Source organism: Janthinobacterium sp. C22, from assembly GCF_057919405.1.
Genome location: NZ_CP193659.1, coordinates 6,036,345 through 6,056,812 on the forward strand (window position 1 = coordinate 6,036,345; position 20,468 = coordinate 6,056,812).

Sequence of the window (20,468 nt, forward strand, 5' to 3'; positions counted from 1 at the left end):
ATAGTTTAAATCGCGCATCGCATGCTCCCAAAATCAAACTTGGTGTGATCGAGTCAGATGAGAGGGGGCAGGGGCAGGTCCGCTATTTTGGACACGGACTTATGCATTGGGCGCCGTAGAAGCTGGCTCAGTCGAAACTTTAATTAGAGCCACGAACGCGCGCCGCAGGCGCGCGGGCTGCCGCGCAGCGGCAGCAGTTGGTCGATTCGGAGAGGGCCGGGCCGGTAGGCTGACCCTTCGAATCCCCGCGCACGCCCCGCAGGGGCGTGCTTCTCTCCGCCGGGCACAAAAACAAAAAGGCCACCCGAAGGTGGCCTTTTGCTTTTGTGTCTATGGCGGAGAGAGGGGGATTCACATCCTAGCTCAGAACCCACATATATCCTAGATTATGGCAATTTGAAATTTCCATGTATCCCAAAACGTCCCCCTTCTGACATATCCATCAGCTGCTTGGGAAGCTTCTGCTCTACCATTTAGCTAGACCCGCGAAGCCTGCATTTTACGCGGCTTTCACCATCGGCGTTAAAACGCCCATCCAGACGCTCAAGGAGTGGCAGAAAAAGAAGCCGGACCTATTCGTAGAGCGCGTTTATGATCAAACAGGACTGGACAGCTACGCCTTACTTAAGATTTTAGCAGTTCGCAAAAAGGCAACGAGTGGTTCAGCCGTAGCAATCTCGCCGTCCCAAAGCTCTAGCGCAGCGGCCACAATGTCGTCTCGGCATTGGGAGACGGTCGTGGTTACGCGCAATTTATGCGCATATTTGTCAAATAATTTCTGCGCTGCCCCAGATCGCCCTCTCACCTTACCATTTAAAATGCGACAAAGCTGCTCTTGAGATATCCCAATTTCTCGTGCCACTTCTTCTTGACGAAGTCCTTCCAGCCTGAAAATTTCTTTCAGTTGGAGCATATCAGAGGAGGAAAGAATTGTTGACATATTATGCGCATAATATACAATCGTACGAAGCTTTTCAACTGGGAAATTTATGCTGAACACAACTGAAAGCGCCTTCGATGCGTGGACAAAAGATTGGAGCAGTTCGGCTCCAACTACTTATCGCGGATCGGAAGAACTGGCATTTCAACGTTGGTTCAAGTTCAAGGAAGCTTTTTCGCCCAGCCTCGTGGAATCGGTTATCGACGCGATGCCGCGTCGCCCTACGCAGATTTTGGATTGTTGTGGGGGCTCAGGCACGACTGGGGTTGTCGCTCAGTTTCTTGGCATCCCCTCGACCTTAGTAGAGGTAAATCCGTTCTTAGCCGACCTGATCGAAGCGAAGCTTTCAGACTACCAAGATATCGATCTACCGTCACTCGCGTCTAGAATCCTTCGTCGTGCAGAGAAAATGGACATTGACGTTGAAAGCCTAAAAGCACGGCTTCCACCTACGTTCGTTGAACCTGGGGTGAAGAGTCGATGGATTTTTCTCAAGAAGTCATTTGCATGATTGAAGCATTCCGCCTTTCGATTAACAGCTGTGTAGATAAAACTGCTAGACGGCTGTTTAAGGTGGCTCTGGCATCAGTTTTGATTGAAGTCAGCAATGTACGAATCGATGGCAAAGGCAGGCGCTACCGCGGCAACTGGCAGTCGAGGGACGTTCAAGCAGAGGATGTGAAAGACGCTTTTGTCGAAGCAATGCAGCGTGTCATTGAAGACATTTATCGCCATGCTAGAGTGCGTCGATCAGAGTTCACTTTATTGCGCGGCGATGCACGTAAAAAATTCCACTCGTAGAGGGACCTGTCGATCTCGTACTATTCTCTCCCCTATCCTAACTCGTTTGACTACACCGATATCTACAATATTGAACTGTGGATTCTAGGATACTTGACGACTGCTGACGATAATGCTCAGCTTCGCCAGTCGACTCTACGCTCTCATGTTCAATGTGCTTGGGCGAGTAAAGGCGAAGTCTTACAAAGTTTGACTTTGGAAAAAACGCTTGAGAAATTGAATGACGTGAAAGGCGAGCTTTGGAATAAGAATTTACCTGACATGGTAAACAGCTATTTCTGCGATATGCGTACGTTGATGCAGGAATGCGAGCGAAAACTATCTCCAGACGGACAGATCGCAATGGTGGTGGGGAATTCGTCGTACGCAAACGTCCTCATTGATGTCCCAAAGATTTTAAGCGAACTTGGTCAAACGTTGAAACTGCGGGAGATCAGCAGCAGCGCCGCACGCTCAATGCGCTCTTCCACTCAACAAGGACGCGCTAGCAAAACACTGGCGGAGTCCCTCGTTGTCTTGGGCCGCTGAGTCCAGGCCATACAAGCCCTGGACTCGAATTCTAGACCATTCCTTCATGCCGTAGCGGCCGCTTTTCGGGCGGTTTTCGATGCATTGTGTACGTCAAAAACTCGGAGACGTACGTCCGTATTGGCGCATTTTGGCTTGGTCTTTTCGATTACGTCCCCGCCCTTCACTCGCCTCATATCGTAAACGCAAAGGTATGCGGACTTTCCGCCGACCTTTTTGCGGTATTGATCCGCCTGGTCTACACCATCACTGAGATGAGTCACCATGGCTGAAGCAGTCACTGCAGTGCCTGTCGATGTGTGCGAACGGACGGCCTTCAGCTCAAGAACATAACGATCAGGATCGGACGGGTCTTTACTCAATACGAGGAGATCTAAGCGCCCGATCGCTGTTGATGGTTCTGGAATTACCGAATGCTTAGTAAGCGCGGTGCGTAGGCCTACCAAAAGCAGCTTCTGAATTATCCGTTCAGCCTGCTCCTTCGGAATCCATTGCGATGCATCAATCCAAAGGTCGCTCCGGGTCTCAGCAGAGTTCAAATTTTCAACAGCAAAAACATTCAAGTGCTCGGTGAGGATTGCGTCATCCAACGTTGGACTGACACAGTTCAAATTTACAGACCAGCTGGTTCCATCAATTCCCGCCGGCAGTACTAAGAAATGACCGGTCCGCACACCAAGAACGACAGCAACTTGGTCCGCCAGTCCACTCGCGCTAATCTTGGAGCAGTTCTCCTGATGATCTGCACTAGAGCCAGGAATGCGCCACGCATTTCCAGTCGCAGACTTACTGACGAGGTAAACGCCGGGCTCGGCTACATCCTTCATACCAAATTGATAGATAGTCTCACAGCCAAGCGAGCTGCCGACGACCTGTGCGGTATCCAAAAAATCAAAACTAACGAGCCTTGGACCGCAGGTGAAGCACCGGCTCCCCAGCGATCAAAAACCTCGTGCCAGTCAAGCTCAAATGGAGCAATGTCGTTTTCATCTACAACCTGAAATGCCTTTGCGCTGATTTTGGCTAACTCAGTAAGATTCGCTCCACCCAGCGTCCCTTTGGCGCTGATGTTAGTCATAGAGCGACCTCCGCTGCCTTCGCAAGATACTGCGCGTACAGGTTCACCGCAATGTTCGTGTTCTCCTCAAAAGGAGGTTCAACAGAACTCTTTACGAAATCGACCGCATTTGCAGTGGCGTTGTAATTGTCCCATTCGCCAAAGTCAACAATGTCGCCATTCCCAAACTTGGGATCAGAAATATTTGCATCTTTCGTTTGCATGCTCTCAACGCTAATTCCTCGACGGGCTCTGCAATAGGCTTGCGCCGCACTAGTCAAAGAACTTGTTATAAGCTTCATTTCATCGGAAAGCTCGGTACATGCCTTCAAGTGGTTCAGCCCCCCAACGTAATCGCATATGAAACATGTCTCGCTCCGCCTTCGGATGCGATGACCAAATTCACAACCCGGACAAGTCGCATTCCAACTAGCCTATCAAGATCCCACATCAACTGCGGATAAAGTGGGCCACCTCGCTCCTTTAACACGGTCGGATCCAACGGTTCAATGTCGTAGCAACGCGAGACTGAATTCGCGAAGTACGCCATCAAATTGAAGTGTCGTAGTCCAATTGGACTTGCCCCTCCACGTTCGACTCCCGACAGGACTGCAAGAATCCAAAAGCGGCGAAAATTCGCGCCTTCTCCGCTAGGCGCTGTGGGCACGTTACGCATCTTCCGTCTCTAGAGTCATAATTGCCTCATCAAGACGTGCCTTGTATTCCTGTGAAAATTTATGGAGCGCAGCATTTTCTGCGGCGTATTCAAGGAGATTAAGGACTCGGTCATATCTTTCTTCCATGGGCATGCTATTCCATGTCAGTCCGACACTGCTGGACGTAGAGGATTCGGATGGCGGCGATACCAAACCAAGAAGTGCAGGGATCATCTGACTTCCATTTAGATTTGATGACGTTATTAACGTACTCTCTAGACGAGTCGCCGACTTGGCAAAGCTATTTAGCGCATGGCCAGCACGAGGGATGAAGACAGCATCCAAGCTCGCCTCTGGCGTTTCCATCACAATCGTCGCAGCGGTATCACTAGCAGCTATGGCCAAGATTCCCATGCGAAAAGCCAATTCGATGAATTCCATCTGCGATTCAGAGACCGTGTGCGCACCTTCTCGTGGAGTGCCGCTCTGTCTATACACGCCGGAAGTCATGTTGACATGAAACTCGGGGAACAGGAGCTCTATTGAGGATGACATTTGTCCAATATTTCGAGGCTCAGTGCGGTGAGTTAGTTCGCAGCGTTCTGCGAGGAAAGCTTCGATAAACACACCAAATTTTTCAATCAATTCATCCTTGAACCCTTCGACGTTTGTAGACAATGCATCTACGATCGTCTTGATCTTTACGAGAGCGTCGTTCTTTTCGTACTTATAATCTTCGACCGTTTCTGCCAATGCCTTGAGGCGTTCGCTGAAATCCTGCAGATTAGAGGGCGTGTTCTTATCCAAGTACGATCTGGCGATTCGAATTTTCGTTTTCAGGCCGTTCAACTCACCTTCGAGACGCCAGCGAGATTCCTCTGCTCCAATGAACTTCAAACTTACCTGCTTAATTTCAACGAGCAATGCCTGTTCCCCGCTGAGATATTTCTTGCGTTCTTGGGAGAGGAAATTTAGGCGCTCTTTCCCGTCAACGGATTCTTCGACGTATGGATTCGCTTCTTGGTGCGAGATATCAGCAGAACAGATAGGGCAATCTAACGACTCCTCAAGCTTCTTCCGCGCCTCAGCTAAGCGCGCTGCATCCTTATTGCCGCAGACAATGCACCCTCGCCCAGACTGAATATTCGACAGAATGAACGCACTATAGTCATCCATTTTCGGAAAAATTCCGGCGATCAACTCTTCTCGCAGAGCCCTTTCCTCTTGGAGAAGGCGTTCAGCGTCATTACGGTTTTGTTCCAACGATTGCCGAAGCGTTCGCCTCTGCTTGTCGTAGTCCGATGCCTTATTTGTTTGGTCCTCAAGTGAACGCTCAAGCTCGTTTGCCGCAGCCTGAAGCAATGCCAACTCTTCTGGCTGTGCCTTTGCGTTCTCCACTATTGCTTTGTCGAAGCGTTTTCTCTCTTTAGTAAGGATTGCCTGAATATTTCGGGCAGAGCTATCTGCAGACAACGCATTGTTTAGCGAGTCCTTGTAATTATGATCAACACTATCTGGGAAAAACAAGACACGAAATACCTCAGTCTGTGCCCCTTTGTCCCAAATCAGCGTACGACGGTCTTCTAAGAAAAATACCAAATAGCGAAGTATCAGCACGAAGTCATAAAAATCATCAAGCCCTGCCAATCGACTGATTACAGCCTTGTAGGTATCGCCTAAATCGTCGAGCCGTTGGGATTGTGGATCAGGAGGATCAACCGTAAATTCAAGTAACTCTAAGTTCTTCAACGATCTCTTTATTTCAATCGTGTGAACGCCCAAACGGAATTTTAAGGTCGCGGTGGCGCTCTTTGCTCGATCCGGCACGCGCACCGCGAAAATATCGGAATCAACAGTTCGCAAGGTTCTCTTCGAGTCACCTAACTCCTGCCCATCCCGCAAATCTTTGTCACCCGCCAGCATTCTAAAAAGAATGTTTAGAAGCGTGGTTTTCCCAACGCCATTGATGCCAACAATTACGTTCATTCCTGAAAGAAAAGAATGATTAAGCCCAGGATTTTGTTCTGTCCCTGGATACAACAAATATCCGTCAACGCGAATATGATCCAAAATTGGAAAATTTACTTTCTTCGAGGTCGGCACTGGAATTGGGACGTTCATTTCGTCTTTTCGTCGAAGTACAATTTAAAAAGCATAAAATATGGGAAAAAGGTTGGCACCCCTAGCATCGTAGCAGATACAGTAAAACACAATTCAACACTGATTGTCTGTTGCACTTTACCCGCAGCCATGTGATCGATCAAGATCGTACAGCCCAATGACAAGGTTTCATCGCAACTATGGACAAATACCAGCATTTTGTCTATGAAAATCTTTTCGCAATGGATACAGGCTTAAAGCGAAAATTCTATTTCTACTAAGCATAACTTTTCACATGGCGTCTAACGGTTCTTGCCGTAACTCTGTTCCGTTGAGCACAAAGTGCGAATAAGGCAGGAGTGAAGCTAGCTGACCGGCACCGCCAGTTAGCTAACTTCACCTATCCTGCCCCACTTCGCGCAGCGACTGAACCACTAAAATCATCGGACGCAATTTCGACCGAACCATTTTTTTGCAGGTACGAGAGCAGATTTAGCAGGAATGTATGCCGAAACTAGCACGGTAGATCTGCGGTAATACGGGGAGCCAGGGTCAGGTCTGCCTTTCGGACACGGACTGATGCATTGGCCGCCGTAAAAGCATGCTTAGTCGATACCTAATTAGAACCACGAACGCGCGCCACAGGCGCGCGGCGCTACCGCGCAGCGGTAGCAGTTGGACGATTCGGATAGAGCCGATAGGCCCACCCCTGACGTCTTACGGGGTGGGGGACTTCTAATCCAGCCACTGTTAACTCCCACTCAAGCGACTCCACGCCTAGCGTCAATGCAGCGCTGCTGCCATTGAGCGATTTCCTCTGCGTCCCAGGCGATGGACTTGGGGCCGATAGGAATCGGCGCTGGCAACACGCCTGCCTTCACCTTGCGCCAGATTGTGGCACGGGACCAGCCGGTGGCCTCGATTACTGCAGGCAAGCGGAGGAATTTTTTAGTCGTGGTCATAAGATTCTCCTTCGATTGATGAACAGCAAACAATGGAGAGTCATGCCGACTCTCCGCGATCATTCCGGCAGCGCCAAGGCTGCACTCCTTTGCAACTCTTCTGTTCCATTCGCTACGGCCCTGATACAAGTGAGCGGTCATCTCCCCAGGTAGATGGAAGTGACCTGCTCACGCCCATGCCCCATCTCCGTCGAAATCTTCAACCGCGCTGCTTGATCTGCGAGTTTTTGTGAAGCATCCAACTGTCTGGACGTCGGGCCGCCACAGGCTGGACAAAGTCGGCCAGTCAACTCGGTGTAGCGCCGCTGCGCGTACTCATGGCGCAGCCCATGCACGCCATGGATGCCAGCCTTGTCGCACTGCGCACGAAAGCGGTTCAACTGGTCCCGATAGCGCAACTGCGCCGGAATCAAGCTACCTTTGCCCGCCAGCGCCTTGGCCGCTTCCAGCACGGCGCGCTGCTGCATGGTGGCAATCGGCACCTCCCGGTATTTGCCGCCCTTGGTCCAGCTATCCCGCAGCCGCAAGACGCTCCCGCCATCAGCCCATCCCGGCTTGATCTTGATGCTTTCCTCGCGCCGTAGTCCAAACGCTGCCTGCAGCTGCAAAGACATGCGCGCATACGGATCGTTCACGCGGGCCAGCGTGTCGGCGTCCAGCACCTTCGCCTTCGATACGTTGGTGACAAACACCCGCTCCGCGATGCCGTATTCGCCGTTGGTGCGCGCGATGATGTTCTCCTTGCCGATCTTCTCGGCCCACCAGCGCAGGGCGCTCATGCGATTTTTGATCGTTCCGGTACTGACGCCATCCTGTTTCCACTTGTCGAGTAGCGCCGCCACATGCTTTGGTTTCAGACTGTCCACGCTCATATGCTGGAAGCCCCGTTCCGCCAGGTCGTTGGCGCACAGGTTTAATAGACGCTCGCGGTCGGCCTGCGTCGCAAAGCTGCCATCCCGGTTGCGGTGACACAGTTGCTTGAGCTGGTAGTTCAAGTCGCGCATGGCAAAGTCATCCCTTCGATCTTTGGTTTGCACATCGATGCTGCGTGGTGTAATTCTGTCTGGTAAGTGTTTCTGGCCACCCTCACTGCCTCGGCAGAAAAGGTTGAATCAAGGGCCTCGGGACACCACTCCCGTGTATGCGGTTGCTGTTACTGCCTGCCCGCGCCGCATGCGCGTGTGGCACCGCTGCGCGCTCCCGGAGGGAGCTGCCGCAGCGGGGACCAATCACCCAGGGTCCATGGAGTGCACATCGTGCACGGATCAACTTCAACTAATCAGCCCGTAGCGGGCAAAGGACATCGCAGGGCTTGCCTGCGATGCGGGGCGCCTGGCCTCGTCACTGAGCACCGTCACGCGGATGCTCTGTACTTGCCGCCTGGGCCTATGCCGTCGGCGGCGCGTCGTCACTGGCAGCACGCCGCCAGTAACGACGCGCGCACGCAGCCATGGCATGCGACGGTATATACGCCAGCATCGCACTCGCGGTGACGATACTGGCGACTCTGAAGCACATGCGCTGGCGGCAGCCGCGATGGCATCGCATCGCTGGCATTTCTGCTGACGGTGCGGCTTGCGGTAAAGCCATGCTGTGCTTCATACGGTGCGCTACCTCACGGGCATGCGAACCAATCGGGCAGGAGTCTTGCTCCTGTTTGAGGAAGCGCCCATCGGGCGCAATCGTCCAGGCAATCCGTCTTGCGGATTGTGGGATATGAAAACGCTGAAGGCAGCGCTTTATCGTGCCGAGATGTGCATGCTTCTGCATGGCCCAGCGATATATATCTCTAGCAGAAACTGCTAGGTATCATGGTGACGGGTGACGACCGCAACGCCTATGCCGCTAAGCATAGGGACATGCTCGATGCATGCCCTCGTGGGAGCGATTCCCACATAAGAGAACTTCATTCTATGCCTGATATCGACGTTTGCAAGTGGTTCGTTTCGTTAAGTGCGCTTTTCGTAGTACACAGAATTGCGACCGGACAAAGGCTCCGATAGCTACTGCATGTTGTCGCCCTGGCGCCGTACCCGCCGCCTTGACTCCTTCATCGCACTGACCAATTGGTCCATGCTCATACCGTTACGTAAATAGCTGGCAGCGAGCGCCGTCGCGACACCCTCCAGGTGTCGGGAAACGACCTGCAAACCGTCCTGTTCAATTTGCCGAACGGCTGCTTGCTGGATACTGTGCTGTGCGTCACTGACGGAAATGCGCTCCAATGCAGGAAATAAGGTGGTTTCGAGGTGACGGATAGCGAGCAGGGTCGCCCGCAGAACACTGGTCTGCACATGGCCCCACTCCGGCTCATCGAATATTTCGTCGATTGCAATAGGCTTTGGCAGTGGATGCAATTTTTCTCGATTGAATTCTGTGCTCGGGTCCTGCTTCCGCTCCAGCATCTGATGCGCTGCAAGCCTGTGTTCGCGGGCTTTGGCGATGGAGACTTCGGGATACCGGCCAAAAGTCAGAACGCTTTCACCACCGCCTTGCTGGCGATACTTCATGCGCCAGATCTTGCTGCCGCTGGGCTGCACTTCGATGTACAGACCAGCCCCATCGGAAAGTTTATATAATTTGTCCTTCGGAGCAGCTTGCTTGATAAGCGCATCCGTGAGGCGCAGTACATACTTAGACATGGTGCCCTCCTGTTCCGCCATCCCGGCTGAATTCACCGCTGACCAGCGTTAATCTGGGCGTCTGCGGCGGCGCTCCCTTGCCGCTGACGGCATCGATATAGTCGGCCCAATCCTGCATCATCCGGCGCCGCTCCGCCAGGAACTGGGCGCGGTCATAGGCGCTGGCCACCTTATCCTTTGGTGCATGTGCCAGTTGCCGGTCCACGACTTCATGCCGGTAGCCCAGGCGCTCCTTGATGGTGCTCATGGCCAGCGCCCGGAAGCCATGGCCGGTCATCTTGCCCTTGTATCCCATGCGTCCAAGCGCCACCAGTATCGTGTTATTGCTGATCGGCTTTTCGTGGTCGCGCTGATTCGGGAACAGATACTTGCTGCGGCCCGTGATCGCATGCAGTTCACGCAACAGCTCCAGCGCCTGGCGCGACAGGCATACGTGATGGTTGGTCATATCCGGATTGACGGTCAGCTTGCCACGCTTCATGCGTTGCCATGGAATGATCCACTCACCGCGCTCCAGGTCAATTTCACTCCAGGGTGTCTCGATCAACTCGCTGGTGCGTACAAAGCACAGCAGCATCAGACGCAGCGCAATGCGGGTCGGCGCGAACATGCGTGCTTCGTTGCGGTCCAGAATGGCCAGAAACTGCGGTAGTTCGTCGGCGTTGATAGCGGCGAAGTGTCCGGCGCGGACGGTCTTCAACACATCCTTCATATCGGAGACCAGATTACTCTCTGTGAATCCGCATTGAATCGCGTAGCTGAAAATTGACGCACATACCGCTTTCTGGCGATGGGCGATTTCGCTTGCGCCGCGCTCCTCGATCTTGCGCAGTGCAGCGATTACATCGAGGTGCTTGAGTTCATCGATGGGCCTGCGGCCAATGGCCGGGAAGATATCTGCCTCCAGCCGTTGCAGGACGTTCTTGGCGGTGCGCTCGCTCCAGGTCGGCACCTTGTTGGCGTGCCACTCGCGGGCGATCTTTTCAAATGTGTTGGCGGCGCGCTCTTTCAACAGCCGCTTGGCGTCGTCGCGATGCTTGGCCGGGTCGATCCCTTGCAGCATCAGGCGCCGCGCAGCCAAGCGCTTTTCACGCGCATCCTGCAACGTAATTTCCGGGTAAGGACCAAACGTCAGTGCGTTCTCCTTGCCGTTGGCCTGGCGAAACTTCCAGCGCCAGATGCGGGACCCGCTCGGCATGACTTCCACGAACAGGCCGCCGCCGTCGGACAGCTTGTATGGTTTTTCCTTTGGTTTGGCATTTTTGACCTGGAGTTCGGACAGCGGTACGATGAGCTTTGCCATGGTGGTCTCCTTCGCAAATGCGTCTGGAACCACTATAGGACAGTTATGCGGGAATGGTAGTCAAGGATGGGGGAATCCGGCCCGACGCATTCCCTCAAAAAAGTTGGATATCCTGAAATGCCTTGGCACATCCCGAGACGCCGAAAAACGAAAAAACCGCTTAGAATCAAGGCTCTAAGCGGTTTTTGAGGGACTTCCTGAGACGTCCTGATCTTACTTAATTACTATCCGTGGCGGAGAGAGGGGATTCGAACCCCCGATAGGCTATGAACCTATACACGCTTTCCAGGCGTGCGACTTCAACCACTCATCCACCTCTCCTGCAGGCAATGCGTCGACTTGCTCGCATTGCGTACTATTTCTCGCTTGTCGCGAAGCCGCAGATTATAGCAAAGATTCTACGGACTGCCAAAGTTATTTACCCTGGGGTAAAAGTAGCGCGGTACAGCAAGCCGGTAAGGGCTGGGGTCGGCCCCTGAATGGACCTGCGCCCCAGTGGTGCACAGGCCGATCCCGAAAGGACTGACCTTGTTAAGACGCTTCCTTCAGCTGCTCCAGAATCGCCGGGTTTTCCAGCGTCGACACGTCTTGCGTGATCGTCTCGCCCTTGGCCAGCACGCGCAGCAGGCGGCGCATGATTTTGCCGGAGCGGGTTTTTGGCAGGTTGTCGCCGAAACGGATTTCCTTCGGTTTCGCAATCGGGCCGATTTCCTTGCCGACCCAGTTGCGCAGCTCCAGGGCCAGTTTCTTCGCTTCCTCGCCTGTCGGACGCGCCTGCTTCAGCACCACGAAGGCGCAGATCGATTCGCCTGTCGTGTCGTCCGGACGGCCCACCACGGCCGCTTCGGCCACCAGCGGGTTGGCCACCAGGGCCGATTCGATTTCCATCGTGCCCATGCGGTGGCCCGATACGTTCAAGACGTCATCGATGCGGCCGGTGATGGTGAAGTAGCCCGTGTCCTTGTTGCGGATGGCACCGTCGCCTGCCAGGTACATCTTGCCGCCCAGTTCTTCCGGGAAATAGCTGGACTTGAAACGCTCTGGGTTGTTCCAGATCGTGCGGATCATCGATGGCCATGGGCGTTTTACGACCAAAATGCCGCCCTGGCCGTTCGGCACGTCCTGGCCCGCTTCGTCGACGATGGCGGCCATGATGCCCGGCAATGGCAGGGTGCAGGAACCGGGGACCATCGGCGTGGCGCCCGGCAACGGCGTGATCATGTGGCCGCCCGTTTCCGTTTGCCAGAAGGTGTCGACGATCGGGCACTTCTCGCCGCCAATATTCTTGTAGTACCACATCCACGCTTCCGGATTGATCGGCTCGCCAACCGTGCCCAGCAGGCGCAAGCTCGTCAGGTCGTAGTTGCTTGGGTGGACTTTCGGGTCGACGTCGGCTGCCTTGATCAGCGAACGGATGGCCGTTGGCGCCGTGTAGAAAATGCTGACGTTATGCTTCTTGATGGTTTCCCAGAAACGGCCCGCGTTCGGGTAGGTCGGGATGCCTTCGAACACCACTTGCGTGGCGCCCACGGCCATCGGGCCGTACGCGATGTAGCTGTGGCCCGTCACCCAGCCGATGTCGGCCGTGCACCAGAACACGTCGTCCGGCTTGATGTCGAAACTCCATTTCATCGTCAGCGCGGCCCACAGCAGGTAGCCGCCGCTCGAATGCTGCACGCCCTTCGGCGTGCCGGTGGAACCCGAGGTGTAGAGGATGAACAGTGGATGCTCGGCATCGACCCATTCCGGTTCGCATTGCGCGCTCTGGCCTTCGACCAGGTCGTGCAGCCACGTGTCGCGGCCGGCCACCATCGGCAGGTCGCTGCCTGTGCGTTGATACACGATGACGTTTTTCACGGAGTCGCAGCCGCCCAGCGCCAGCGCTTCGTCGACGATGGATTTCAATGGCAGCTTCTTGCCGCCGCGTAATTGCTCGTCGCCCGTGATGACGGCCACGGCACCCGCGTCGATGATGCGTTCCTGCAAGGATTTTGCCGAAAAGCCGCCGAACACGACGGAATGGGTGGCGCCGATGCGCGCGCAGGCTTGCATGGCGGCCACGCCTTCGACGGACATCGACATATAGATGATGACGCGGTCGCCCTTGGCGATGCCCTTGGCTTTCAGGCCGTTGGCGAACTTGCAGACCTTTTCGTGCAGTTCTTTATAGGTTGCCTTGGTAACGGTGCCGTCGTCCGCTTCGAAGATGATGGCCGTCTTGTCGCCCAGGCCATTTTCGATGTTGCGGTCCAGGCAGTTGTACGACACGTTCAGCTGGCCGTCTTCGAACCATTTGTAGAACGGGGCGTTGTCTTCATTCAAGGTGCGGGTGAACGGCTTTTTCCAGCTCAGGTTCTCGCGCGCCAGCTTGGCCCAAAAGCCTTCGTAGTCGCGTTCGGCGTCGGCCACCATGGCGCGGTAGGCGTCCATGCCGGAAATCGTTGCCTGTGCGGCAAACGCTGCCGACGGTTCAAAGACGCGCGACTCCTCCGGTCCCTGCTGTTCCGTGCCCTGCCCTTGGTTTTCTGTAGCGCTCATGCTTGTCTCCAGTGTAGTAATTGTTTGCCAACACGATAGACCCCGTGTCTTACGGACGCCTTACATGTCGCGTTTATGCAGCGTTTTACCCCTATCAAGGCTAACCATAAGCGCCTTCGGCAATGGGAGTCAAGGGGACGCCGTACAGTATTTTCACTGGGAAAATGCATGCTGCACCGAAGGTTCAATACCACTTCCTGTTTCATCAAACCTAATAATCAGGAGCAAGGCCATGCGCAGTAATCAGCAGCAAGTGTAAAATGTCGGGCATACCAAAAATTGGTATTTACTCCCCCAGGAAACCCCACATGATCGACCACCTACCACCGTCATCCAAACATACCAAGCTGCACCCGCTGTCCTCCTTCATCTTCATGTCGCGCTGGCTGCAGTTGCCGCTATACCTGGGCCTGATCCTCGCACAATGCGTGTATGTCTTCCATTTCTGGGTGGAATTGTCCGACCTGATCGGTGCCGTGTTCGGCAATGACGCGGCCCTGCAGCACGTGCTGACGGCCGTCGCCGTACCGGGTAGCGCCCTGCCGACCAAGCTCAATGAAGCCACCATCATGCTGGTGGTATTAGGCCTGATCGACGTGGTCATGATTTCGAACCTGCTGATCATGGTCATTATTGGCGGCTACGAAACCTTCGTTTCGCGCATGCACCTCGATGACCACCCAGACCAGCCGGAATGGTTGTCGCATGTGAATGCTTCCGTGCTGAAGACGAAATTGGCGATGGCCATCATCGGCATCTCGTCGATCCACCTGTTGAAGACGTTTATCAATGCCAATTCCTACAAGATGGAAGTGATCATTGCGCAAACGGTGATCCACATGGTCTTCATCATTTCGGCCATGGCCATTGCGTACACCGACCGCATCATGACCGTGACCCAGAATCAAGCAAGAGCGCCACACTAAAGAAAGAAGCCCATGACTGCCAGCGGCGGCCATGGGCTTTGTCATTTTCGATGCCGCAACCAGTAACTATTAATTAGTAAAAGTCTTACCCTTCTTATCCACCGCGAGAACACCATGACTGTCATAAAGCAAGAAGACCTGATCGAATCCGTCGCCGCAGCGTTGCAGTACATTAGCTACTACCACCCTGCTGATTACATCGAGCACCTGGCGCGCGCCTACGCGGCCGAGCAAAGCCCGGCGGCAAAAGATGCGATCGCGCAAATCCTGACCAACTCGCGCATGTGCGCGGAAGGCAAGCGTCCTATCTGCCAGGACACGGGTATCGTCAACGTCTTCCTGAAAATCGGCATGGGCGTGCGCTTCGAAGGTTTCAGCGGCACCGTCACCGACGCCGTCAATGAAGGCGTGCGCCGCGCCTACAACTTCGACGACAACAAGCTGCGCGCCTCCATCGTGGCCGATCCGCATTTCGACCGCAAGAACACCAAGGACAACACGCCAGCCGTGGTGCACATGGAACTGGTCGAAGGCAATACCGTCGACGTGAAAGTGGCAGCCAAGGGCGGCGGCTCGGAAAACAAATCGAAGATGATCATGATGAACCCGTCCGATTCGCTGGTGGACTGGGTCATGAAGACGGTGCCGACCATGGGCGCCGGCTGGTGCCCGCCTGGCATGCTGGGCATCGGCATCGGCGGCACGGCCGAAAAAGCCATGCTGATGGCCAAGGAAGTGTTGATGGAAGACATCGACATGTTTGAGCTGAAACAACGCGGCCCGCAAAATAAACTGGAAGAATTGCGCATCGAGCTGTGCGACAAGATCAACTCGCTGGGTATCGGCGCGCAAGGCCTGGGTGGCCTGACGACCGTGCTCGACGTGAAAATCATGATGCACCCGACGCACGCCGCGTCGAAGCCGGTCGCCATGATCCCGAACTGCGCCGCCACGCGCCACGGCCACTTCGTGCTGGATGGCTCCGGCCCGGCCTACATGACGCCGCCATCGCTGTCGTCGTGGCCGGAAGTGCACTGGACGCCGGACACGGAAAAATCCAAGCGCGTCGACCTGAACACCCTGACGAAGGAAGAAGTCGCTTCGTGGACGCCGGGCCAGACCTTGCTGTTGAATGGCAAGATGCTGACGGGCCGCGACGCCGCGCACAAGCGCATCCAGGACATGCTGGCCAAGGGCGAAGAATTGCCGGTCGATTTCAAGAACCGCGTGATCTACTATGTGGGTCCCGTCGACCCGGTGCGCGACGAAGCCGTCGGCCCGGCCGGTCCGACGACCGCCACGCGCATGGACAAGTTCACCGACATGATGCTGGAAAAGACGGGCCTGATCGCCATGATCGGCAAGGCCGAACGTGGCCCGGTCGCCATCGAATCGATCCAGAAGCACCAGTCGGCCTATTTGATGGCCGTGGGCGGCGCCGCCTACCTGGTGTCGAAAGCCATCAAGCACGCCAAGGTGCTGGGCTTTGCCGACATGGGCATGGAAGCGATCTACGAATTCGACGTGGTCGACATGCCGGTGACGGTGGCCGTCGATGCGAAGGGTACATCGGTGCACAACACGGGCCCGAAAGAATGGCAGGCGAAGATCGAGCAACTCAATAGCGTCAGCAAGATTCCCGTGACGGTTGCTTAAACAAGCTCTACCATAGACGCCGCGCGGCAACACCAGCGCGGCGTTTTTTTATCTTCTTCGGCTTTATATGACTTCTATTGCAAGCACTGCCCGTCCAGACGCGCCCATCGGCATTTTTGACTCCGGCGTGGGCGGCCTGTCGGTGCTGCGCCATATCCGCGCGCAGCTGCCGCAGGAAGATTTGATTTACTTTGCCGATTCCGCCTACGCCCCGTATGGCGACAAGACGGAACAGCAGGTGGTCGACCGTTCGCTGGCGATCACCGCCTTTCTATTGCAGCAAGGCGCCAAGGCACTGGTGGTGGCGTGCAACACGGCCACCATCGCCGCCATCAAGGCCCTGCGCGCGCGCTATCCCGACCTGCCCATCGTCGGCGTCGAACCAGGCTTGAAACCGGCGGCCAGCATCAGCCGCAACGGCAAGATCGCCGTGCTGGCAACGGAACGCGCCTTGCGCGGCGACAAGCTGCTGGCCCTGCGCGAGCAGGTGAGCGCCGCCACGGGCGCCACGTTCATCTTGCAGCCCTGCATAGGCCTGGCCGACCGCATCGAGCAGTGCGAACTGGGCCACGGCCCGTTGGATGCCACCAGCGCCATGCTGGAACGCTACATCGCCCCCATGCTGGAACAAGGTGTCGACACCCTGGTGCTCGGCTGCACGCACTACCCCTTCGTGCAGGACGCCATCGTGCGCACGGTACGCGCGCACACGCAGGAAACGATCACCCTGGTCGACACGGGCGACGCCGTGGCGCGCCAGCTGGCCCGTTTGCTCGACGCGGCCAGCCTGCGCCGCACCGGCAACGATGCGCCCCAGCTGCAAGGTTACACGACGGCCAAGGTCGAGTCCCTGGCGCAAGCCTTCTCCGGTTTGCTGGACTTGCAGCCGCCCGTCGCGCACCTGTCCGTGTGAGCGAAAACAGGCGTTTTCATGCAATCTTTCGATTCTATAAAAAAGACTGCATTTAGATTTGCCACTTTGCCGAGTTCTTTGTATAATTCGGCACCTGTTCAGCAAAACAGCTAAACAGGCAAGTAAGACAGTGGTGGCTGTAGCTCAGTTGGTAGAGTCCAGGATTGTGATTCCTGTTGTCGTGGGTTCGAGCCCCATCAGCCACCCCACAGAATAAGTAGGAAAATCAAAGGGTTACACGCTTCGGCTTGTAACCCTTTTTTCTTTCCGACCCACTTCGCCTTCACTTGTAACCTACTTGTAAGCCGATTCCCGGAATAATTCCGCGTCACCCCTCCAAACCCTGAGCAAAGCACATAAAATAATGCAGCCTTGACACCATGGCCTCGCCAAGTGCCTGCCGACCAATTGTTCAGGGCTGTTAACTGCCCTACTAAAATACTGCCGCCATGACCGACAAACTTACCCTTGACACCCTTGAATCCTGGCTGTGGGAGTCCGCCAACATCTTGCGCGGCTCTATCGACTCATCCGATTTCAAGAACTACATCTTCGGCCTGCTGTTCCTGAAGCGATTCAACGACGTGTTCGACGAGCGTGTGAGCCAGTTGATGGAAGCCGAAGGTTTGAACGGGCGCGAGGCCGAGGAAGAAATCGACGACAAGTACGGCCGCTTTTCGACCAATGCCCGCTGGGGCCATCTGGTGAGTCAAACCGAGAACATCGGCGAAGCGCTGGACAAGGCCTTCGCCAGCATCGAAGCGAGCAATACCGAGCTGCAATACGTGCTGACCGCCACCCAGTATGGCGACAAGCAAAAACTCAGCGATGCGGTATTGCAGCGCCTGCTGCGCCATTTCAACCAGTACAAACTGGGCAATGCCGACCTGTACAAGGCCGACATGCTGGGCGATGCCTACGAATACCTAATTAAGCAATTTGCCGACGATGCTGGCAAAAAGGGGGCGAGTTCTACACTCCCAAGGCCGTGGTGCAACTCGTGGTCGAACTGATAGACCCGCACCCTGGCCACAGCGTGTACGACCCGACCTGCGGCAGCGGCGGCATGCTGGTCGAGAGCGCGCACCACGTCGCCAGAATGCCCAACGGCACCCTGTTGGGCGGAAAACCCGATGTGCTGCTGTACGGCCAGGAAAAGAATCTCGGCACTTGGGCCATCGCCAAGTTGAATCTCTACCTGCACAATATGCGCGCCGACATTGCCCGTGGCGACACTCTGGTGGAGCCCAAGCACCGCGAAGGTGATTATCTTAAAACCTTCGACCGCGTGATTGCCAATCCACCATTCTCCGCCAAATCATGGTGGACGCCGCTAGAACTGGCCAACGAAAATGAAAACCAGAACGACGCGAAGCATGCCAAGGCCCCAAATTATAAACAAGTCAGCGACCCGTTTGGCCGCTTCGTCTACGGCATTCCGCCACGGGGCTATGCCGACCTCGCTTTTGCACAACACATGCTGGCCAGCCTAAAAGCCGATGGCCGTATGGGCATCATACTGCCGCACGGCGTGCTGTTCCGTAGCGGCGAAGAAGGCAAAATACGCGAAGGCCTGCTGTTCGGCACCGACGCCGCCAACGGCAACCAGCCGGGTGACCTGATTGAGGCGATTGTCGGCCTGCCCTCGGCGCTGTTCTACAACACCGGTATCCCGGCTTGCGTACTGATACTCAACAAGCAAAAACCGGCAGGCCTCAAGGGCAAGGTCATCATAATCGGCGCCAGCGCCGATTATGCCGAAGGCAAGGCGCAGAACAGCCTGCGACCAGAAGATGTCGAGCGCATCGTCAGCACCCACAAAGCCGCAGTCGACCATCAGGCAGAAGTGGACAACTACTGTCGCGTGGTAGGCCTGGACGAAATCCGCAGCAACGACGGCAACCTGAATATAGTTCGCTACATCGATAATGGCGAAATCGAAGATGTCGTGGATGTGGCCGCCACCCTGGGGCAACTGGCAGCGCTGGCCGACGAAGAGGGTGAGATTGATGCTCGCTTGAGCGGATATCTGGCCGAGTTGGGTTTGCTGGAGGTTGGACAATGAGCGTAGTGGGAAAACAGAGGCATCAGAGTACAGATAGTGACTGGATTCCTAGTCAATGGAAAGCTTCTTCAATCGGTGAGGAAGTTGAATCTATAGTTGGTGGCGGAACTCCGTCGAAGGATGAGCCTAGCTATTGGGGCGGGGAAATTCCGTGGGCCAGCGTCAAAGATTTCGTCGGTAGTCGGTTGAGCAAAACAGCGGACCACATTACTCCCATTGCTATACGAGAAAGTTCGACCAGACTTATTCCAGCAGGGACATTAATTACACCGACACGTATGGCGCTTGGAAAAGTAGCGTTTTTTAGCTGCGACGTGGCCATCAATCAAGACTTAAAAGCGATATTCCCTAAACCGTGCCTTCATAAAACATTTCTTTTTTACTGGTTTCAATTAAACTCAGAGCGAATTGAAGCAGCAGGAACCGGCTCCACGGTTAAAGGAATACGGCTGGATGTGCTTCGTAATTTCAGCTTGGCACTCCCACCACTTCCAGAACAACAAAAAATTGCCGCCATCCTCACGGCAGTGGATGATAAGCTCGACGTCATTGCCAGCCAGATTGCCGCCACCAAGACTCTCAAGAAGGGGCTAATGCAGGGGCTGTTCAATCGACATTTGGACACGCAGGACGCATCTGAATGGGCTACGGTTTCTTTACATGAAGTTGCTGCTGTTCAAACCGGCGTGGCCAAGGGAAAGAAAGGACTGAAGGAGCCAGTACAGTTACCCTATCTCCGGGTAGCGAATGTGCAAGATGGCCATATTGACTTGCGTGAAGTAAAAACCATCGAAGTCGAGCCATCCCAAATTCAACGCTATGCCCTGCAAACAGGCGATGTACTCATGACTGAAGGCGGAGACTTCGACAAATTGGGGCGTGGCGATGTTTGGGGAGGACAGATTTCTCCGTGTTTGCATCAGAACCATGTTTTTGCCGTACGGCCGAATCCAGAAAAGCTTGATTCGTACTATCTGGCCGCACTGGCAGCCAGTGACTACGGACGCCAATACTTCCTATCCTGCGCCAAGCGCACCACCAACTTGGCAAGTATCAACTCCACGCAGCTAAAGGCGTTTCCGGTATTACTTCCACCACTGCCTGAGCAGAAGCGCATAGCGGAGATTATTGATGCTGTAAATAACAGAATCGCTGTTCTAGAAACCAAGAAAAAACACTACCAGACCTTAAAACGCGGCCTAATGCAAAAGTTGCTGACAGGCGAGTGGCGGGTCAAGCTCGATGACGTTGCCCTTACAGACTGAACCTGCTCCATGCCAGCTACGCCCCCTTCCATAGAGGATGCCCTGCCCACTTTGCAGCGCGAAGTACAGCGTAAGCTGGGCCGTTGCATGATTCGCCTTCAGCAATACGAACGGTC

Annotated in this window: 19 protein-coding genes and 2 tRNA genes; 10 read left to right on the forward strand and 11 right to left on the reverse strand. The window is 54.9% G+C overall.

Annotation, left to right across the window (positions count from 1 at the left end):
• Window positions 1-613: 613 nt before the first annotated feature.
• Window positions 614-1,000, reverse strand: coding sequence for a helix-turn-helix domain-containing protein (locus ACRHIG_RS28440; RefSeq protein ID WP_489628681.1), 387 nt, complete (start codon window positions 998-1,000; stop codon window positions 614-616).
• On the opposite strand from ACRHIG_RS28440, the gene ACRHIG_RS28445 reads away from it, so the two are divergent.
• The 3 genes from ACRHIG_RS28445 (at window position 990) to ACRHIG_RS28455 (ending at window position 2,269) form a co-directional block, all read left to right on the forward strand.
• The gene (locus ACRHIG_RS28445; RefSeq protein ID WP_489628682.1) at window positions 990-1,451 is read left to right on the forward strand and encodes a hypothetical protein; all 462 of its coding nucleotides are present in this window, start codon (window positions 990-992) and stop codon (window positions 1,449-1,451) included. The genes ACRHIG_RS28440 and ACRHIG_RS28445 overlap by 11 nt on opposite strands.
• Window positions 1,448-1,741, forward strand: a complete 294-nt coding sequence (locus ACRHIG_RS28450) for a hypothetical protein (RefSeq protein ID WP_489628683.1) — start codon at window positions 1,448-1,450, stop codon at window positions 1,739-1,741. Before ACRHIG_RS28445 ends, ACRHIG_RS28450 begins: the two co-directional genes overlap by 4 nt.
• A gap of 195 nt (window positions 1,742-1,936) precedes the next feature.
• Entirely contained in the window at window positions 1,937-2,269 is a 333-nt protein-coding gene (locus ACRHIG_RS28455) for a hypothetical protein (protein ID WP_489628684.1), read from the forward strand.
• Window positions 2,270-2,313: 44 nt separating this feature from the next.
• Here the strand turns inward: ACRHIG_RS28455 and ACRHIG_RS28460 are convergent, their stop codons facing one another.
• The 10 genes from ACRHIG_RS28460 to acs all read right to left on the reverse strand — a co-directional run bounded on the left by ACRHIG_RS28460 (window position 2,314) and on the right by acs (window position 13,527).
• Window positions 2,314-3,096, reverse strand: a complete 783-nt coding sequence (locus ACRHIG_RS28460; RefSeq protein ID WP_489628685.1) for a hypothetical protein — start codon at window positions 3,094-3,096, stop codon at window positions 2,314-2,316.
• Window positions 3,093-3,347, reverse strand: coding sequence for a hypothetical protein (locus ACRHIG_RS28465; protein ID WP_489628686.1), 255 nt, complete (start codon window positions 3,345-3,347; stop codon window positions 3,093-3,095). Before ACRHIG_RS28465 ends, ACRHIG_RS28460 begins: the two co-directional genes overlap by 4 nt.
• The gene (locus ACRHIG_RS28470; protein WP_489628687.1) at window positions 3,344-3,550 is read right to left on the reverse strand and encodes a hypothetical protein; all 207 of its coding nucleotides are present in this window, start codon (window positions 3,548-3,550) and stop codon (window positions 3,344-3,346) included. Before ACRHIG_RS28470 ends, ACRHIG_RS28465 begins: the two co-directional genes overlap by 4 nt.
• 444 nt (window positions 3,551-3,994) lie before the next feature.
• On the reverse strand, window positions 3,995-6,103 hold the full coding sequence (locus tag ACRHIG_RS28475) for a hypothetical protein (RefSeq protein WP_489628688.1): 2,109 nt from the start codon (window positions 6,101-6,103) through the stop codon (window positions 3,995-3,997).
• A gap of 740 nt (window positions 6,104-6,843) precedes the next feature.
• Window positions 6,844-7,044 (reverse strand): helix-turn-helix transcriptional regulator, encoded by a 201-nt coding sequence (locus tag ACRHIG_RS28480; protein ID WP_034760447.1) that lies wholly within the window; start codon window positions 7,042-7,044, stop codon window positions 6,844-6,846.
• Between the two features lie 137 nt (window positions 7,045-7,181).
• On the reverse strand, window positions 7,182-8,048 hold the full coding sequence (locus tag ACRHIG_RS28485) for a phage integrase N-terminal domain-containing protein (protein WP_489628689.1): 867 nt from the start codon (window positions 8,046-8,048) through the stop codon (window positions 7,182-7,184).
• A 999-nt stretch (window positions 8,049-9,047) separates the two neighbouring features.
• On the reverse strand, window positions 9,048-9,686 hold the full coding sequence (locus ACRHIG_RS28490; protein WP_489628690.1) for a DUF4102 domain-containing protein: 639 nt from the start codon (window positions 9,684-9,686) through the stop codon (window positions 9,048-9,050).
• Complete coding sequence (locus ACRHIG_RS28495) at window positions 9,679-10,989, reverse strand: tyrosine-type recombinase/integrase (protein WP_489628691.1); 1,311 nt, start codon at window positions 10,987-10,989, stop codon at window positions 9,679-9,681. The genes ACRHIG_RS28490 and ACRHIG_RS28495 overlap by 8 nt, the downstream gene beginning before the upstream one ends.
• Window positions 10,990-11,220: 231 nt before the next feature.
• Window positions 11,221-11,310 (reverse strand) — tRNA-Ser (locus ACRHIG_RS28500).
• 210 nt (window positions 11,311-11,520) lie between these two features.
• Window positions 11,521-13,527, reverse strand: a complete 2,007-nt coding sequence (acs, locus tag ACRHIG_RS28505; protein ID WP_489628692.1) for an acetate--CoA ligase — start codon at window positions 13,525-13,527, stop codon at window positions 11,521-11,523.
• A gap of 308 nt (window positions 13,528-13,835) precedes the next feature.
• Between acs and ACRHIG_RS28510 the strand changes: the two genes are divergently transcribed.
• From ACRHIG_RS28510 to ACRHIG_RS28540, 7 genes are all read left to right on the forward strand, one after another.
• Window positions 13,836-14,453, forward strand: coding sequence for a YqhA family protein (locus ACRHIG_RS28510; protein ID WP_035825234.1), 618 nt, complete (start codon window positions 13,836-13,838; stop codon window positions 14,451-14,453).
• 114 nt (window positions 14,454-14,567) lie between these two features.
• Window positions 14,568-16,109, forward strand: coding sequence for a fumarate hydratase (locus ACRHIG_RS28515; RefSeq protein ID WP_086144995.1), 1,542 nt, complete (start codon window positions 14,568-14,570; stop codon window positions 16,107-16,109).
• A 67-nt stretch (window positions 16,110-16,176) separates the two neighbouring features.
• Window positions 16,177-17,022, forward strand: coding sequence for a glutamate racemase (gene murI / locus ACRHIG_RS28520; protein WP_489628693.1), 846 nt, complete (start codon window positions 16,177-16,179; stop codon window positions 17,020-17,022).
• A gap of 133 nt (window positions 17,023-17,155) precedes the next feature.
• Window positions 17,156-17,231: transfer RNA gene (locus tag ACRHIG_RS28525), tRNA-His, on the forward strand.
• A 240-nt stretch (window positions 17,232-17,471) separates the two neighbouring features.
• Window positions 17,472-18,035 carry a type I restriction-modification system subunit M N-terminal domain-containing protein gene (locus tag ACRHIG_RS28530; protein WP_489628694.1) on the forward strand — a complete coding sequence of 188 codons (564 nt, stop codon included), beginning with the start codon at window positions 17,472-17,474 and terminating at the stop codon, window positions 18,033-18,035.
• The gene (locus ACRHIG_RS28535) at window positions 18,023-19,087 is read left to right on the forward strand and encodes an N-6 DNA methylase (RefSeq protein WP_489630889.1); all 1,065 of its coding nucleotides are present in this window, start codon (window positions 18,023-18,025) and stop codon (window positions 19,085-19,087) included. The genes ACRHIG_RS28530 and ACRHIG_RS28535 overlap by 13 nt, the downstream gene beginning before the upstream one ends.
• On the forward strand, window positions 19,084-20,352 hold the full coding sequence (locus ACRHIG_RS28540; protein WP_489628695.1) for a restriction endonuclease subunit S: 1,269 nt from the start codon (window positions 19,084-19,086) through the stop codon (window positions 20,350-20,352). The genes ACRHIG_RS28535 and ACRHIG_RS28540 overlap by 4 nt, the downstream gene beginning before the upstream one ends.
• Window positions 20,353-20,468 lie beyond the last annotated feature (116 nt).